A 17,563-nucleotide genomic window follows, 5' to 3' on the forward strand; every position below is an offset into this window, starting at 1 on the left:
AGGAAAAATGATGAATTGTATTATATATTTTTTAACTGATTATTATCAAAAAAGCTTAAGAAGTTTAGCTCAGACTCAAGCTGATTCATATGAAGAGGTCTTAGATAAATATAAAAAAATATTTATCTCACATTTGAATTATGTAAAAAATAAAAAATGCAACTTTGAGTCTTGCAAGTTTGGTTGTAATAATGAATGTAGTAATCTAAAAGAAATAATTAAGAATATAGATGTTAATAAAATACAGGATTTTTTTGATACAATAAAGAAAATATATATAAATTGGATAGATGCAAAGACAAGTGATTCGCTAAATGAATTAAAGACTTTGTTACATAATTTTAAAATGATTGATTTTAAGGCAGAAGATATTACAAAAGAATTATTTTTTAAAGGAAGGCTAAGTGAACAAATATTAACAACATGGCAGATGTTTCACATACCGTTTAATAAACGTTATCTTATTAGCAATCAAAGATATAGTTTAACTGGACAACCGTTAATTTATTTGGGTAAATCAGTTATTGATGTTGTAGAAGAGTTGGAAGTAAGTCAAGAACAATTATCATTGTTAAAAGTTTCAACTTTTGAAATAAAAGAAAACTTGAGGGTATATGATTTAAGAAATGATATATATAATGACGTTATAAATGCAAAAATAGAAAGTAGAATATTAGGTAATGATAGTAAGGAAATAATAAATGAAGGTAAATTTTTTAAAAACATACTATCATCAATATGTAGTTTTCAAAAAAGAAAAGAACATAGAAATTTTTCCTTCTGTGAAGAATATGTACTTCCACAGGTGTTAGCTCAAACATTAAAAAATGAATTATTTCATGGTATAATATATCATTCCACAAAAAAGTTTAATAATATAAACTTTGAAATTTCATCTGAAGAAGATAGTTGGATACAATACATAAAAAGAACAAAATATAAAGAAAATGTTGCATTGTTTACTCATTTCAACGATGAGCATGTATATGATAGAAACTTATATGAGAAACTTACTATAAGTACTCCAATAGATATTGCAAAATTAAACACTATAAAAATCGATGATTTGAAAAATATTCAAGCTGAAATTAATCAAACTAAGAAGCAAGATATGATTTCAATTTGTGAAACATTATTATCTAAATTTGATAGAGAATTTTCACAATGTTGTATAAATGAGAAAAAATATCGCGAAACAAATATAGGTCAGCTGCATATATATCATTTGTATAGTATTTTTAATAGAATTTTAACTCAGTGTAATGAAGAGGTGAAGTAAATGGAGAAAGTTATAAAGGTCATTGATTTACTAAATTCTATATCAGCAGATGATGATGAAAAGGGAAATAAAGTATTCAATAGTATCGTTAATAGTGCAAATGAAAAATACGATAATATAATATTAAACTTTGAAGGTATAAGTTTAATTAATACAGCTTTTCTTAATAATGCTATGGGAAAGATATGTGGATTAGAAGAATTTGAAAGTGGGAAAGTGAATGTAAAGGTGGCCAACTTTCCAAAAGAAGCAATTGAACTTTTAAGGGAAGTGTTAAAAACTGCTAGTGAAAAATATTCAAAATAATATGGTCCAAGATACTGATAAGCTGTAAGCATAAAATTTTAAATGTATACTTACAGCTATAAGTTTAACCTGACTAACTTGGCGTAAGAGGTAAGCCTCCCACCTTTTTCAAGTGGGAGTTCAACGCCAAGTAAGCCATACATTTGCAGTTCTAAAATTCAGATGGGGTAAAAGAATCCCCACCTGAATTAAGAACTTGCTTCAATACTCATGAAATCTAAAGCAGTATATTATCCAAAGAAAAAATTAAGAATAAGCAGGGCAATAAGTCCTGTAAAGCAGGCAAGGGTTGAAGTTACAGACCGGACCTTCATCTGTTCTTTAACGTCTTTTATACCAATGGATTCATTGATAACCCAAAAATAGGAGTCATTAAAATAGGAGAAAATTGTTACGTGTCAAATTATTTAATCCTTAAAAAGTCAAATTATTTCAGCCTAAAATTAGTAATAATGTGGTAAAAAATCAGTTTAAATAATCTTACTAATGGCAAATTAAGTCTCAAAAATCAAATTAAATAACCCTTTCTCCACAATATCCACAATGTATAAAATTCTAAAATTGGTCAATAAATATAGGCATAGAAAAACACTGCTCAGAATAAGCAGTGTAAAAAATTTTAAATTGTAAGATCAATTTCACTCTGAGATTTATAAACTGTATCTGAATTAATAGAAGTAAGTCTTTCATTAGCACCAGAGATAAGGCACATTCTCGTTAGAGAATTTAGTGGTCTTATAGCTCCATTAGTGCTTGAATAAATGAGTTCAAAAGCATCATCAGTAAAAATTGGTTCTGAACAGCCTGCGGCTTTTAGCATAGAAGTTATGTAGGGCTTACATTCATCATGCGTTAGCCCTTTTAAGCAATAATTCATTATGATTCGTTGACGTAGTGCTTCATGGACCTGCCTGCTGAGTTGAAGTAAAAAATTAGGTTGACCTGAAAGAATTAACATAGCATAATTCTTTGAGTCCATATGAAAATTAAATATTATTCTTAAATCATCAAGAATGGAATTGCTTAAAAATTGACATTCATCAATTATAATAACTGGAATTACATTTTTACTGTGGCTATAAGTGTATATAGACTCTTGTATTTGCTTAAACATAGTTACTTTTTTCTGAGCATGAATTATTCCAAGACCATCGCATAATGCTCTATAGAAGTCCATAACAGTTAAAGTGGAAATAGGAATGTATACGCACTTATATAAATTTGGATTTAGTGAATCTACAAAATTGCGGAGCAAGAAAGACTTACCAACTCCAGGCTCTCCAGTAATAACGCCAATCCCTAAAACAGATTTTAAAAATTCTAATCTATTCATTGCTTTAGAGAAATCCTCAGATTTAAAACTGTATTTTAAGTCAAGATTTTTATCAAAAGGATCAAAAGTTAAGCCATAAAAAGCTTTATACATAATATCAACCTCCGGTTAGTTAGCTTCAAAGGCAGAAAAATCAACAGAATTAGTATTGTTAGTTCTTCTGATTTTTGAATTATCAATTTTTTTAACAGGGAAAATAGTATCTTCAAGTTTACCATCCTGTGAAAAAATATAAGCTTTATCAATAGATGATGGATCATAGCGTATATTTATTTTGTCACCAACATATTTTAGTGGTACTTCAAATATTTTTGTACCTATAGATACTGTGGAGTCATTTTTTACAGTACGGAGTACTTTATATAAAAATAAATAGTCTAGTTCAGTTTTAGAATCAATAAATCTTATATTTTCAACATTAGACATGTACTTATCAATTGGTTTTTTGTTTATTGAGGAATGTATAGTGTTGTTATAACTGTTAACATAACCCGACAGGGATTCATTTAAAAGATCTATAGATTTAAAATCATTCCAATTAATTGAATTCATCCATTGTTTTTGCATAGTTTGGAACCATCTTTCAATTTTGCCCTTAGATTGAGGGGAATATGGTCTTGCAAAACTTAAAATACTACCAAGAGCTGCACAAATCAAATGAAATTGCTCACTTTTATATATCTTTCCATTATCAACGAAAACTTTTTTAGGAATTCCCTTTGATGCTACCGCATCTTTAAATACAGACATAAGAGATAAAAGATCATCTTTAAAAAATGCTTTGCATCCTACAATGACTCTACTGGAATCATCTAAAAAAGCTATAATATAAGTCTTGAATTTTTTTATCTTCTATAGTAAGGTAAGGACCTACAGATACGTCAGATTGCCAGCATTCATTGGAAAACTCAAATTCAAAGGCTCTTCTATCATCAGGTACAAGCTTTTTAGAACCTATCTTAGCCTTATTTATAAATCTAGTTACTGTTGACAGGGAAATACTAGTTTCACTTTCAAAACCTTTAGCTATAACTTCATGATATATGTACTTGGCAGTTTTTTTAGGTGAATTTAATTTACTGTTTATAATAAATTCTTTGGTTTCATTTGAAATTTTTCTGGAAGTACCTTTATCAGCTCTTGATTTTGGATATAAGCCATCAATACCATATTTCCTATATTGAACTAGCCATCCTTTGATTGTTGCAGGAGAATACTCTTTTTTCTTGCCGTTAGGCAGTGTATAAGACTTTGCTGCAATTTCTGCTAAATAATCTTTTACAGAAGTCTGAGTAAATGTATTGGTTATAATGGGTGCAATCAGAGAATAACGAAATAATGCTATCTTTTGATTAAATTCTTTTAATATCATTGATTATCAACCTCCTATTTTTATTAATAATTATGACTTAAAATCGATATTTAAACCGTTAAAGGTTGTGTGGAATTATACAAAAATTTTAGATAGAACAAGAGAAATGAGGACAAGATTGATATAAAAAGACATTAAAAAAAGTGTGAAGTATTTAATTTGATAAAAAAGATAGATCTAATTTGTACCTATTAAATTATCATTTACAAAAGAAATACTTAGGCATGTGTAAAAAATAATCCAAGTTAAAATCGTGCCTTAAACGGCAAAAGATAATAATTTTTTTTATGATATCAATAGGTAATTTGCTATTTATGTTAGAATTATAGAATTTATACTGTGCAAAAAATAAACGAATACTCGATAATGAGCTTACTAGCCTATTTTTCCAAAATGATAGATCTGTTGTATTAAGAGATGAGTAGTTAATATTAAGAGATTTTATAAGAGTTAATATTTTACTAAAGGAATAACCTAGTTTTAGCATCATAATAATAGAAGTTAGAATAACTTCATAAGCATATTGCCTATAAGGAATAATAAAACTGGGTATAAGAGAATAGGTTTTACCACAGGATTGACATTTACAACGCAGGATGACTATCTTGTATGCACCTTTAAGGGTAATTAAGTTTCTATAATAAAATCCATGTCTGTACAGCTTACCTTCAAATCCACATGCTTCGCATCCATATTTACTTGGAAATTGATTAAACTTACAAAGTTTATTGTATTTTTTTATTCCGTAAGGCATTTTTACTATATTTATCATTATTATTTCTTCTCATAATTAAAAAATTTTCTCCTTACTAATTATCGTCAGATTAAATAATCTTATTCTTTTTGAGTCAGATTATTTAATCTGACCTATAAATTAAGTCTATAATAATTTGACTTTTTTGAATGTTTTTTAGCTTAAGTAAAATGCCTAATAACAAATTACAGGTAAGATTAGAAAAACTATGGATTTCTTAGTGTTGAACCTTAACATAGGATGTATTTAAATCAGATAATGCTACATGGAGAGGGGCTATAACACAAGGTTGAACCTTAACATAGGATGTATTTAAATTAATCATTATTTTCTCCTAACCAAATTCCATATTTCGTTGAACCTTAACATAGGATGTATTTAAATATATCAGGACAGTCATCTAATCTGCTAGTGTTTAGGTTGAACCTTAACATAGGATGTATTTAAATTGGAATAGTTAATACACAACTTACTTTTGAAGATTTGTTGAACCTTAACATAGGATGTATTTAAATTAATAATACCTTCCTGCAAATTCATAATTTTTTTGAGTTGAACCTTAACATAGGATGTATTTAAATTAATTTGGAAAACCTATATGAAAAGAGGATAGTGCAGTTGAACCTTAACATAGGATGTATTTAAATACAGCAGTTGCAAATAATGCAACTGCTACAGTACGTTGAACCTTAACATAGGATGTATTTAAATCTACTTGGTTAAATGAATTAAGGAGAGAATAATAAGATATGGTTGAACCTTAACATAGGATGTATTTAAACGCATAGTACCATAAGTACCACTGCCCTTCTCCACTGTTGAGTTATGCATGAAAAAGTCAGCTTACAGACAAAAATCTGTATATAAGCTGACTTTTTTAGGTGATGATTTTTTTATTATAATAAAAAGGATTTTTTCATTTTCCATAGAAATATATAAACCATTAACCTATAAATCGAAAAGAGGTGGATTTTAGTGAGAGAAATGCAATTATTATATTTTCTCACTGAAGATAAAAATGAATAAAAAACCTATTATTCTGCTATTGGCAGTAGCAGTTTCAATTGGATTGATATTGCCAGCAAAATATACTTATGCAGCCACTAGCCATAAAACTGTAATTTCTAAATCAAAGTCTAAGCCGTCACCAAATCTAAAGTCCATGACTTGTATAGATACGCCAAGATCAGGAAGCTTTTTAAATAAAAATACTTTAATAGGCGGATGGGCGCTGAATAAATCTGGAGTGAAAGAGGTTCAAATTTTAGTTGACGGCAAGTTCAAGGGAAGAGCTAAAATTGGAATAAGTCGGCAGGATGTAGCAAGGGTTTATCCTGCCTATAAAAATAAAAATAGTGGATATAACTATATTTTAGATTACAGGAGTATAGGTCAAGGTACTCATACTATTACAGTTAAGGCCATAGGTAAGAACAATACCTCAAATACAAATTCGATAAAAGTCAATGTAAACAAGTTAGCACCTATAGTTTGGATAGACACTCCAACTTCAGGCACAAATATAAATAAGAATTTTAATGTTGCAGGTTGGGCGCTCAATGGCTCTGGAGTAAAACAGGTGCAAGTCTATGTGGATAATAGATTAATTGGAAATGCTGTCATTAGAAAATATAGACCAGATGTTGCCAGAGTATTTCCAAAGTATAATAATAGAAACAGTGGATATTCATTGACTATATCTAAAGACAAAATTCCTTCAGGCAATCATACCATAACAGTTAAAGTAAAGGGTAATGATGGCGTTATAACCAGTAAGTCTGTTAAAATAAAAAAAGCAGCTCCTGTTTCAACTAAAAGCTCTGCAAACAAAGGACAAGCAGTTGTAAACTATGCTGAAAAATTTAAAGGTATAAAATATGTTTGGGGCGGGGAAACTCCAAAAGGTTTTGATTGCTCAGGATATACAAAATATGTATATAATTATTTTAATATAAAACTTCCTCACAATGCAGCACAGCAATATAAATACGGCAAATACGTAAGTAAGAACAGCCTTAAGCCAGGAGATTTAGTCTTCTTTGGAAAAACAGCTGGCAGCATATATCACGTAGGTATATATATAGGCAGTGGTAATTATATAAACGAACCTAAACCAGGAGATAAAGTAAAAATAACAGTACTTCGCTATATGCCGGATTATTATGGAGCAAAGAGATTAATAAGCCAATAAAAATATAATAAATAAAACCAGCTCATATTGAAAATCATTCTATATGAACTGGTTTTATCTATTAGGATAATATAAATTATTTACTTCAAATCTCCTTCAAATATAAACTGATGTAGATCAGCAATATTACCTTCTCTGTTCCAATCAAGATAGAACACACCGTTGATCATTCTATTGGTAGCATAACCAGGTTTATCATTGGGAACTCTGTATTGATTAACTGTATTTATCTTATTCATAAGTACATAAGAAGTATTGGAAAGAATATCTGATTTTGTTAAGGAAGTTTCTACATTTGGAAGTATAGTATCCAGCATACTGGAAGCTTCTGTTAAACCCATGGAAGATATCTTACTGAAAACTTGAGTTAAAACAGTTCTCTGTCTTTCTGTTCTCTGATAATCCCCATCTCCTACGTATCTTATTCTGGCATAGGCTAAAGCCTGCATTCCATTTAAGTGCTGCATTCCTCCTGAAGTTAGATACTGAGGAGTTACCTTCTCAAGTTTTGCTAATTCTGTTATATAGCCATTTAGTACTTTTACTTCTGCATCAGATACATTTATATCTACTCCGCCTACAGCATCTACAATTTTATCAAAATGAGTAAAGTCTACTTTTACATAATCCTTTATATTCATATTGAAATTCTCATTTACTACTTTTAAGGATAACTGAGGTCCCCCATAGGCATAGGCATGGGTAAGCTTGTCTTGAGATTTACTGCCTACATTTGTTACCAATAAGTCTCTCATTAGAGAAGTTAATTTTATCTTCTTATGAGCTTTGTCAAGGGTCAGTATCATAATGGAATCAGAACGACCAGTATCAGTGTTAGCATCTCTGGTATCTACACCTAGAAGCAGTATGTTCACATAATTGTCTTCCACAGTATTGTTAAACTGTTTGGTGTCTATACCAAGATCTGTGGCGTTTTTAGAGATATTTGTGGTTTTTAGTTTGGATAGCTTGCTGTTAATAGTGAAATAGGTTCCGGCACCAAAGGCTATTATAAATGCCAGAATTATAAATATGGGAATAATAATTACCTTCTTTTTCATTTTTTCCTCCTAAAGGGCATCCTAATAGTTTTACCTATATATAGATACTCAAATTTATTTTTAATATTTTGTAAATATTAATATATAGTTTTAAATTACAATATTTTTTAAATATATCATAATATATGATATATTTTGACAGATGATATGTCAATAAAGCTCAGAAATATACTGAAATTTGTAATTAAAAAAATATAAAACTTTAGAAATTTTAACCTAATATGACTTAAATAAGGAATATAATCACGAAATAATATATATGAGATCAAAGAAATTAATATAATAAATTAGACAAATATCAATAATATTAATATAATAATATTATGTTTTTAGATAATATTATTATATTTTAGAAAAAATGCATTATCGTGAATATGGAGTGGAACTTTAGAGGTTTTAATCAGATTTTATGTAACATATGACACAATATACCAGCTTTTCTTGTATTCCACCTAAAAACATAGTATAATGATGCATGTGATATGTAAAGTTTACATAAATTTAAAAATAATAATATTGATTATATTAAATATGTTCATTTTTATAAAAGATTTTAAAGCTAAAATTCTAAGATGTAAGAGGGGGAGATTTTAATTGCAGAATTTGGAATTAGATAAAGAGGTGGATGTGGATTTATACAGGGACAGATATTCAAAATCTTTTTTATATTACGCTGGAAAGAGATTAATTGACATATGCGGTTCATCTATTGGATTAATCCTTTTAAGTCCCTTTCTTTTAGTAATAATAATAGCAATTAAACTGGATTCCAAAGGACCTGTAATATTTTCTCAAGAGAGAGTTGGTAAAAATGGCAGGAAATTTAAAATGTATAAATTTAGGTCTATGGTAGTAAATGCAGAAGAACTGCTGATAAAATTAAAAGATAAAAATGAAATGTCCGGTCCCATGTTTAAAATGAAGGAAGATCCCCGAATAACAAAGGTTGGTAAGTTTATAAGAAGGACAAGTATTGATGAACTTCCACAGCTGCTGAATGTGTTAAAAGGGGATATGTCCTTAGTGGGACCAAGACCGAATTTACCAAGAGAAGTGGCAAAATTCAGTGATTATCATAAGCTAAAATTACTGGCAAAGCCTGGACTTACCTGTTATTGGCAGGTTATGGGTAGAAACACCATAGGCTTTGAAGAGTGGATGAAATTAGACATAAAGTACATAGAAGAGAGAAATCTATGGGTAGATATAAAGCTCATAATAAGGACATTTTTTATGCTGTTTGGAGATAAGAATGCTCATTAAATATATAGAGACAGAAAACTTAAGGGGGAACAATGAGATGAAAATAGTTGTAGCTGGAACTGGATATGTAGGTCTTGTAACAGGAGCCTGCTTATCCGAGGTAGGACATAGTGTAACCTGTGTAGATATTGACGAAAAAAAGGTTCAACTTATGAAAGATGGTATTTCACCTATATATGAACCGGGACTGGATGAATTATTAAAGAAAAATCATGAACAGGGAAGACTTAATTTTACTACAGATTATAAAGCTGCCTATAGTGATGCGGATGTAATATTCATAGGAGTTGGTACTCCAGAGAAATCTGATGGTTCAGCAAATCTTGACTACGTCTATATAGTGGCAAGACAAATTGCACAAAACATCACCAGAGATTGTTTAGTAGTAGTTAAATCCACAGTACCTATAGGAACTAATGACGAAGTAGAGGAATTCTTAAAGGATAACTTGGTTAAGGATGTTAATATAGAAGTGGCATCAAATCCGGAGTTCTTAGCTCAGGGTACAGCAGTTAAGGATACCCTTCATGCTAAACGTATTGTAGTAGGAGTAGAATCTGAAAATGCAAAGAATATAATGACAGAAATCTACAATAGATTCAATCAGCCTATTGTGGTTACAGATAGAAGAAGTGCAGAAATGATAAAATATGCCTCAAATGATTTCTTGGCACTAAAGATTTCCTTTGTAAATGAAATAGCAAATCTATGTGAATTGGTAGGTGCTAATATAGAGCATGTAACAGAAGGTATGTCTTATGACACCCGTATAGGAGACAAATTCCTAAAAGCTGGAATAGGATACGGTGGTTCTTGTTTTCCTAAAGACACAAAGGCTCTTCACTGGTTAGCTGACGGCTGGGGATATGAAATAAAAACTGTTAAAGCCACTATCGATGTTAATGAAAATCAAAAATTCAGACTTATACGAAAAGCAAAGCAGAAATGTAAAATACTTAAAGGCTTAAAGGTAGCAGTACTGGGTCTTACCTTTAAACCAGGTACAGATGATTTAAGAGAAGCGCCATCTATCCCTAATGTTAAGATGCTTTTAGAAGAAGGAGCAGAGGTTATTGCTTACGATCCAGTAGGAGAGGATAATTTTAAAAAATTATTCCCTACAGAGATAACCTATGTACAGAATCCAGAAGAAGCCCTAAAGGATGCAGATTTAGCTTTCCTTTTCACTGAATGGAAAGAGATTACTGGAATAAGTTTAGATAAATATAAAGAACTCATGAAAAAGCCTGTTATATTTGATGGACGTAATTGTTACGACTTAGAAGAAGCAGAGAAGGCTGGTGTAGAGTACTATTCCATTGGAAGGCCCGCAGTTAAAAGCTAAAGTATAATTATAAGGGGGATTGAGAATGTTATGTGCACTGATAATGGCCGGAGGTAAAGGAGAAAGATTTTGGCCTCTTTCCACAGATGAAAAACCAAAGCAGTTTTTAAAGCTTTTAGGTGAAGAAACCATGATACAGATGACAGTAAACAGACTTAAGGATTTGATCCCTGTGGAGAGAATATTTGTAGTTACAGGGGAGAGATACACTAAGTTAGTAAAGGAACAATTACCTGAACTTCCACAGAGAAATATTATAGTAGAACCTATGGGAAAAAATACAGCACCTTGTATAGCATTATCTGCTTTCCACATTGAAAAGTACTATGAAAATGCTACTATAGCAGTACTGCCCTCAGATCATCTCATTAGAAATGAAGAGGAGTTTAGAAATGTTATAGCAACTGCAGATTCATTTATAGAGAAACATGAGGATTCTATCGTAACTTTAGGAATGAAACCGGATAGAGCAGAAACGGGTTATGGATACATAAAATGTGATAAAACAGATTCCATTGTAAAGGGATTAAAAATAAGAAATGTGGAAATGTTCGTAGAAAAACCAGATGAGGAAACTGCAGAGGAATACCTAAGAGACGGAAACTTCCTATGGAATGGTGGTATGTTTGTCTGGAAGGCAAAAAATGTTCTAACACTTACAGAGAAATATCTTAAAAACACCTATGATGTACTTAAGGAAATAACTTGCAGTCTAGAGGAAGAATATGAGGAAAAGTTAAAAACTAACTACAACTTAGTAGATAGTGTATCTATAGATTATGCCATAATGGAGAAAGCAGAAAGTATCTATGTGATACCCAGTGAATTTGGCTGGGATGATGTAGGAACCTGGTATTCTGTAGAGAGATACAGAGATAAAGATGAAAATAACAATGTGTGTGTAGGAAATATCATCAATATAAATAGTAAAAATAACATTATTGTAGGAAACAATAAGCCAGTTATAATATCTGGATTAGATGATATATTTGTGGTGGAGAGTGATGATGTTATTTTGATTGGTAAAAAAGATGATATTAAGGATATAAAAGATATTAAAAAGACGGTCCTATGATTGGAGTTGGAAATGTGAAGGTAGCTTTAGTACATGATTGGTTGACTAATATGGGTGGGGCGGAAAGAGTTGTGATAAATTTTAAAGAGATATATAAGGACTCACCTATATACACAACACTTTATAATCCAGAAAAATTAGATGAAGAACTTAAAAATATTGATGTGAGAACATCATTTTTACAGAATGAAAAAAATCTGAAAAAAGGGCATCAAAGTCTTTTGCCTTTTATGCCTATGGCTTTTGAAAGCTTTGATTTAAATGAATATGATATTATACTCAGTAGTAGTTCCTCCTGTGCCAAGGGAGTAGTAACAAATCCAAACTCTATGCATGTATGTTATTGTCATACTCCAATGAGGTATGGTTGGGAGTTTTACTATGAGTATGCTAATAACTGGGACATGAAAAAAATAAAAAGGAATATGCTTAAATATTTTATTAACTATATAAGAGTATGGGATAATGTGTCATCTAATAGAGTAGATTATTTTATTGCTAATTCTCAAAATGTAGCAAGAAGGATTTGGAAACACTATAGAAGAGAAAGCGTTGTTATTCATCCTCCTGTTAGATGTAAGTTATTTAATATTAGTGATATAGATGAGGATTATTTCTTAATACTTTCTAGATTAGTTCCATATAAAAAAGTAGATTTAGCGGTTAAAGCATTTAATGAATTGGGACTACCTCTAGTTGTAATAGGTGATGGAGTAGAAAGACAAAAATTAGAATCTATAGCTAAAGATAATATTAAGTTTTTAGGCAGACAACCAGATAGTGTAATAAAAGAGTATTATTCAAAATGTAGGGCTTTTTTATTTCCTGGTGATGAGGATTTTGGTATAACACCACTGGAAGCTCAAGCAAGTGGACGACCTGTAATTGCCTTTGGAAAAGGTGGAGCACTTGAGACTGTAGTAGAAAATCAAACTGGAGTTTTTTTTAGAGAACAGACGGTGGATAGTTTAAAAGATGCAGTTAAAAGATTTGAAGGTGTTAAATTTGATAAGCAAGCTATTAGAAAGCATGCTGAAGAATTTGATGAGGAGATATTTAAAGAAAAAATTAAAAGTTTTATAGAAAATTCATATGTTAATTTTAAAAAAAGTTTTAATGTGCTGTGAATGGAGTCTGAAATGAATATATTAATAGTTAATACTTATTATTTTCCTAATATAATTGGTGGAGCAGAAATAAGTGTAAAAAAGTTAGCAGAAGGATTAGTAGCTAATGGACATGAAGTCCACATTATATGTACAGATGTAAAAGATGATAATGAAATTATTAACGGGGTGAATGTTCACAGAATAAAGCTTAGTAATATATATCAGCCTATAGAATTAAGAAATAAGAATATTTTAAAGAAAATGATTGGAAGAATTAATGATATATATAATATGTTTAATAGAAAAAAACTTAAAGAAGCGATATTAGAAATTTCACCAGATATAATGCATGTTAACAATATATATGGTATTAGTCCTGCAATATGGAATTTGGCTAAAGATATGGAAATAAAATTAGTGCACACTATAAGAGATTACTATTTGATGTGCCCTAAAATAAGTATGTTAAAAGAAAATAAAATATGTAATAAAAAGAATATTGTATGTAAAGTATTCTGCAATATAAATAGAAATATATCTAATAAGGTGGATTTTGTTACAGCACCTTCACAGTATACATTAGATACATTTATTAATGACGGATTTTTTAATTTATCTAAAAAAGAAAAAGTATTTAATGCAATAGATTTTGATCAGAAAATGGTTAGAGAAATATACTTTTCAAAAAATTTTAATATTAGCAATGATAAGATAATAAAATTTGTTTTTATGGGGAGTTTAAATAAAAATAAAGGTATTGACTTGTTATTAAAAGCATTCTCAGAAGTTAGAAATAAAGAAATCGAATTAATAATTGCAGGCAAAGGTCCATTAGAACAAATGGTCAACGAATACTGTAATATGGACAAGCGTATACACTATAAAGGTTTCCTAAGAGAAGAAAAAATTAATGCAATTCTTAGGGAAAGTCATGTTTTAGTAGCACCATCAGTATGGAATGAACCGTTTGGAAGAGTTGTAATAGACGCATATAAAAATTGTATGCCGGTAATAGCAGGTAATTATGGAGGACTTAAAGAAATAGTAAAAAATGATTTTACAGGAAAACTTATAGAGCCAAATAATAAAAATGAATTTATAAAAACAATAGAATATTTTACTAATAGAAGTATCATAAAACAAATGTTAAAAAATTGTATGGATGAATTAGCCGAATATTCTATACAAAAGCAAGTGGAGCATTTTGAAAATATTTATAAAATTTGTTTAGAGGATTAAGATTAAATCATAAAGAATTTATACAATATCAAGGAGAAATCTAATGAAAACTTGTTTTTGTCCATATGAATCAAAATTAAATAAATATGTTGAGATAATACAGGATTGTCTAAAATTAAAAAATATAGAAGTATATAGTATTAAGAGTGTTCTAAGTAATAGAAAATTATTTAAAGAAGTATCTATTTACAATTTTAATTGGTTTGAAAATGTAGATAAAAGTAAGATTAAGATGATACCAAAAATAATCTGTAAGATATTATTTATAAAATACTTAAGAATAAAAAAGAAAAAAATAATTTGGACTATGCATAATAAGGAACCGCACAATTCCAAAAATAATTTACTAGCACAATTTATGATAAAGTTTATGGCTGTAAATTCACAAAAAATAGTTGTACTATCTAATGAAAGTAAGGTAACTTTAAAAAAATTTATTAGTGAGGAAGAGATTGAAAAAAAAGTTAAGCTAATTGCACATCCAAACTATTTAGGTTCATATAAAAATAGTAAAGTAGATGATATTAGTAATAATAATTATTTGAATTTACTATTTATTGGAAGGGTACAGCCATATAAAAATATAGAGTTGCTAATAGATGTTTCGAATTCATTTTACAATAAAAATGTAAATTTTATTATAGCAGGTAAACCTAATACAAGTGAATATGGTGAAATGTTGAAAAAAAGTATCAAAAATAAAAATATAAAAACGAAGTTTTCTTTTATAGAAGATGAGGAAATGATTTCATTAATAAAAATGAGTGACGCAATTATTTTACCATATGATATCCAAAGTAGTTTAAATTCTGGAACAATTATGTTAGCTTTTTCAAATAAAAAAACTGTGATAAGTCCACTAATAGGAACACTTAAAGACATAAAAAATGAAAATTTATATTTTACATATGAATATTCATCTCAAGAGGAACATAAAAAAAAGTTAAAAGAAGCAATTATAAATGTTACTAAAAAATCTAGAGTTGAAATTCGAAATATGGGAGAAAGATGTTTTGACTACGTAAAAGAACATAATAGTAAAGAACTTATTGCAGAAAAGTATGAAGAACTATATAACAACTTATAGAAAGGAATTCGTAAATGAAAAAGGTAGTACCTATAGTAATTATTGAGTTCAATAGTTATGCTAGAACAATAAAATATATATATGATTTTCTCGATAGTGTTATATATGAAAAAGTTAGTTTTATTATAGTTGATAATGGAGATAGTGATAATAATTATAATTCTATAAAAAAAGAAATTAAAAATAAATTTGAAAGCAAATATGAATTAAATATACTAGAAAATAATGATAAGCGAATAAAAAAGGCAATTAAAATTATTGTTAAAATAAAAGATATATATATAGTAGATATTGTTCTAATAAAAGCAAAAGAAAATTATGGATTTGCCATAGGAAATAACATAGGAGTTAGTATAGCTGAAAAAATATATAAAGTAGATCATATAATTTTTAGTAATAGCGATATTAGGTTCAATGAAAGCTTTAATTTGAAAAAATTAATTGAAAAGTTAAAATCAGATTCGCAAATAGCTTTAGTTGGTCCGAAAATTATAGGCCTAGATAATGAAGCTCAGACTCCATGTGAAGAAAAGACTATAATGGAAAGATGGAATTTACTATCAATTGTATGGCCATTAAATAGAATTTTTAAAATAAAATTTTTAAATACTTCTGATGATGTTATACATATAAACGAGAATTATATACCTTATAGAATATTAGGGGCATTTATGTTATTTGATTTTAAAAAGTTTTTAGAAATAAACATGTTCGATGAAAATACATTTTTATATGCAGAAGAACTTATAATAGCAGAAAAGTTAAAGCAATTAGATTATAAGACATATTATTGCAATTCTCAAATTTTAATTCATGAACAAGGAGGAACAACTAAGAAAGTTTTAAATAATATTAATAAAATAAAGCTTAGATTTAATTCTGAAATGTATTACTATAGTAGATATAAAAAAGTAAATAATAAAATAATTTTTATAACAAAAGTATTATTTAATTTTTATATTTTTAAGTTAAATATATATCATTATTTTCAAAATAAATTTATGAAAAAAATTAATTTATAAAATAAAATTTTTTTATTTTATAGAAAGTCATATTACTGTATTAATAGAAAGTGGAAGTTAACTGTTAATAAGATAGAATTAAAAATTTATAAGTAGCTATAAGTTATTTTAAAGCTATTATTAAAAAATTATTAAGTAACATCATTATTTATTAAAAGGAAGAGGTACAATGAAAATTGGAATTATAATAGTTACATACAATAGAAAAGAATGCTTATTAAAATCACTAAAATTATATGAACAACAGAGTAAGCTACCATCATATATATTAGTTGTAAATAATAATAGTAATGATGGAACAGAAAAAGTGTTAAATGATTGGAAAAATGATGAAAAACATTTTAAAAAGTATGTTATAAATTTAAATAATAACATTGGTGGCAGTGGAGGATTTTATACTGGACTAAAAAAAGGATTGGAACTTGATGCTGATTGGATTTGGGTATCAGATGATGATGCATATCCTGAAAAAGATGCATTAGAAAACATATATAAGTATGTAAAGTCAAATGATGAAAAAACAATTCATAAAATTTCTACTATTTGTGGACAAGTGATTAATAATAATAAAATAGATGAATCACATAGGAAAAGACTAAAAAAAAGTTTTTTAAAAATAGATTTTATTCCAGTTAATAAAAATGAGTACGATAAGGAAAGTTTTGAATTAGAACTATTTTCTTATGTTGGTTCTGCAATAAATAAGAGATATTTAAAACAGGCTGGATTGCCAGAAAAAGATTATTTTATTTATTATGATGATACAGAGCATTCATATAGATTAAGTAAAAAAGGAAAAATAATATGTCTTCCAAGTGTAAAAATTATACATGATGTTGATTCAAGAACTAGCTGTGATGTAGACTGGAAGAAATATTATGGAATGAGAAATAGACTTTTATTTTTAAAAAAACATTTTAACATAAGATATTATATATATTCATATGTAACACAAATAATTAAATGTGCCATAAGGGATATAATTAAATCTTCTTTAATTGAAAATGTGCAAATAAGAGACGCACTTAAGGATAGTAGGCAAAATGTTTTAGGATTACATAGCAAATATAAACCGGGATGGAAACCATAGATACGATAATCTTAAGGGTAAATATGGATATATGATA

Annotated in this window: 16 protein-coding genes, 1 pseudogene and 1 CRISPR repeat array; of the genes and pseudogenes, 11 read left to right on the forward strand and 6 right to left on the reverse strand. The window is 28.5% G+C overall.

The window, feature by feature from the left end:
* Nucleotides 1-7: 7 nt before the first annotated feature.
* Together CLPA_RS03080 and CLPA_RS03085 are read left to right on the forward strand one after the other, a co-directional pair.
* Nucleotides 8-1,279, forward strand: coding sequence for a hypothetical protein (locus CLPA_RS03080; RefSeq protein ID WP_143756617.1), 1,272 nt, complete (start codon nucleotides 8-10; stop codon nucleotides 1,277-1,279).
* Nucleotides 1,280-1,585, forward strand: a complete 306-nt coding sequence (locus CLPA_RS03085; RefSeq protein WP_004455390.1) for an STAS-like domain-containing protein — start codon at nucleotides 1,280-1,282, stop codon at nucleotides 1,583-1,585. It abuts the gene before it with no gap.
* A gap of 230 nt (nucleotides 1,586-1,815) precedes the next feature.
* Here CLPA_RS03085 and CLPA_RS20700 read toward each other — a convergent pair.
* The 5 genes and pseudogenes from CLPA_RS20700 to CLPA_RS22065 form a co-directional block, all read right to left on the reverse strand.
* Nucleotides 1,816-1,974, reverse strand: a pseudogene (locus CLPA_RS20700) (GntT/GntP/DsdX family permease); the annotation flags it as partial.
* Nucleotides 1,975-2,204: 230 nt separating this feature from the next.
* The gene (locus CLPA_RS03090) at nucleotides 2,205-3,011 is read right to left on the reverse strand and encodes an ExeA family protein (RefSeq protein WP_003448320.1); all 807 of its coding nucleotides are present in this window, start codon (nucleotides 3,009-3,011) and stop codon (nucleotides 2,205-2,207) included.
* Between the two features lie 15 nt (nucleotides 3,012-3,026).
* Nucleotides 3,027-3,767, reverse strand: coding sequence for a DDE-type integrase/transposase/recombinase (locus tag CLPA_RS21550; protein WP_340140108.1), 741 nt, complete (start codon nucleotides 3,765-3,767; stop codon nucleotides 3,027-3,029).
* Nucleotides 3,727-4,290: a helix-turn-helix domain-containing protein gene (locus CLPA_RS21555; RefSeq protein ID WP_243444606.1), complete on the reverse strand. Its 564-nt coding sequence runs from the start codon at nucleotides 4,288-4,290 to the stop codon at nucleotides 3,727-3,729. The genes CLPA_RS21550 and CLPA_RS21555 overlap by 41 nt, the downstream gene beginning before the upstream one ends.
* A 199-nt stretch (nucleotides 4,291-4,489) precedes the next feature.
* A complete protein-coding gene (locus tag CLPA_RS22065; RefSeq protein WP_051803905.1) occupies nucleotides 4,490-5,062 on the reverse strand; it encodes a DUF6431 domain-containing protein in 573 nt (190 codons plus the stop codon).
* A gap of 204 nt (nucleotides 5,063-5,266) precedes the next feature.
* Nucleotides 5,267-5,826: direct repeats of the CRISPR family, unit length 30 nt; unit sequence GTTGAACCTTAACATAGGATGTATTTAAAT.
* Between the two features lie 236 nt (nucleotides 5,827-6,062).
* Between CLPA_RS22065 and CLPA_RS03105 the strand changes: the two genes are divergently transcribed.
* Nucleotides 6,063-7,235, forward strand: a complete 1,173-nt coding sequence (locus CLPA_RS03105; protein ID WP_004455545.1) for a C40 family peptidase — start codon at nucleotides 6,063-6,065, stop codon at nucleotides 7,233-7,235.
* 80 nt (nucleotides 7,236-7,315) lie between these two features.
* Here the strand turns inward: CLPA_RS03105 and CLPA_RS03110 are convergent, their stop codons facing one another.
* A complete protein-coding gene (locus CLPA_RS03110; RefSeq protein ID WP_004455544.1) occupies nucleotides 7,316-8,296 on the reverse strand; it encodes an LCP family protein in 981 nt (326 codons plus the stop codon).
* Nucleotides 8,297-8,890: 594 nt separating this feature from the next.
* Between CLPA_RS03110 and CLPA_RS03115 the strand changes: the two genes are divergently transcribed.
* The 8 genes from CLPA_RS03115 (at nucleotide 8,891) to CLPA_RS03150 (ending at nucleotide 17,526) form a co-directional block, all read left to right on the forward strand.
* Entirely contained in the window at nucleotides 8,891-9,559 is a 669-nt protein-coding gene (locus tag CLPA_RS03115; protein WP_004455543.1) for a sugar transferase, read from the forward strand.
* 37 nt (nucleotides 9,560-9,596) lie between these two features.
* On the forward strand, nucleotides 9,597-10,904 hold the full coding sequence (locus CLPA_RS03120; RefSeq protein ID WP_004455542.1) for a UDP-glucose dehydrogenase family protein: 1,308 nt from the start codon (nucleotides 9,597-9,599) through the stop codon (nucleotides 10,902-10,904).
* Between the two features lie 25 nt (nucleotides 10,905-10,929).
* A complete protein-coding gene (locus CLPA_RS03125; protein ID WP_004455541.1) occupies nucleotides 10,930-11,979 on the forward strand; it encodes a mannose-1-phosphate guanylyltransferase in 1,050 nt (349 codons plus the stop codon).
* Nucleotides 11,980-11,993: 14 nt separating this feature from the next.
* Entirely contained in the window at nucleotides 11,994-13,106 is a 1,113-nt protein-coding gene (locus CLPA_RS03130; RefSeq protein ID WP_034829769.1) for a glycosyltransferase family 4 protein, read from the forward strand.
* 12 nt (nucleotides 13,107-13,118) lie between these two features.
* Nucleotides 13,119-14,327, forward strand: a complete 1,209-nt coding sequence (locus CLPA_RS03135) for a glycosyltransferase family 4 protein (protein ID WP_004455539.1) — start codon at nucleotides 13,119-13,121, stop codon at nucleotides 14,325-14,327.
* 43 nt (nucleotides 14,328-14,370) lie between these two features.
* Complete coding sequence (locus CLPA_RS03140; RefSeq protein WP_004455537.1) at nucleotides 14,371-15,414, forward strand: glycosyltransferase; 1,044 nt, start codon at nucleotides 14,371-14,373, stop codon at nucleotides 15,412-15,414.
* Between the two features lie 14 nt (nucleotides 15,415-15,428).
* The gene (locus tag CLPA_RS03145) at nucleotides 15,429-16,436 is read left to right on the forward strand and encodes a glycosyltransferase family protein (protein WP_004455535.1); all 1,008 of its coding nucleotides are present in this window, start codon (nucleotides 15,429-15,431) and stop codon (nucleotides 16,434-16,436) included.
* Nucleotides 16,437-16,605: 169 nt separating this feature from the next.
* Nucleotides 16,606-17,526, forward strand: a complete 921-nt coding sequence (locus tag CLPA_RS03150) for a glycosyltransferase (RefSeq protein WP_004455533.1) — start codon at nucleotides 16,606-16,608, stop codon at nucleotides 17,524-17,526.
* The last annotated feature ends 37 nt before the right edge of the window (nucleotides 17,527-17,563 follow it).

Origin of the sequence: Clostridium pasteurianum DSM 525 = ATCC 6013 (genome assembly GCF_000807255.1) — a bacterium.
Lineage (GTDB): Bacteria > Bacillota > Clostridia > Clostridiales > Clostridiaceae > Clostridium_I > Clostridium_I pasteurianum.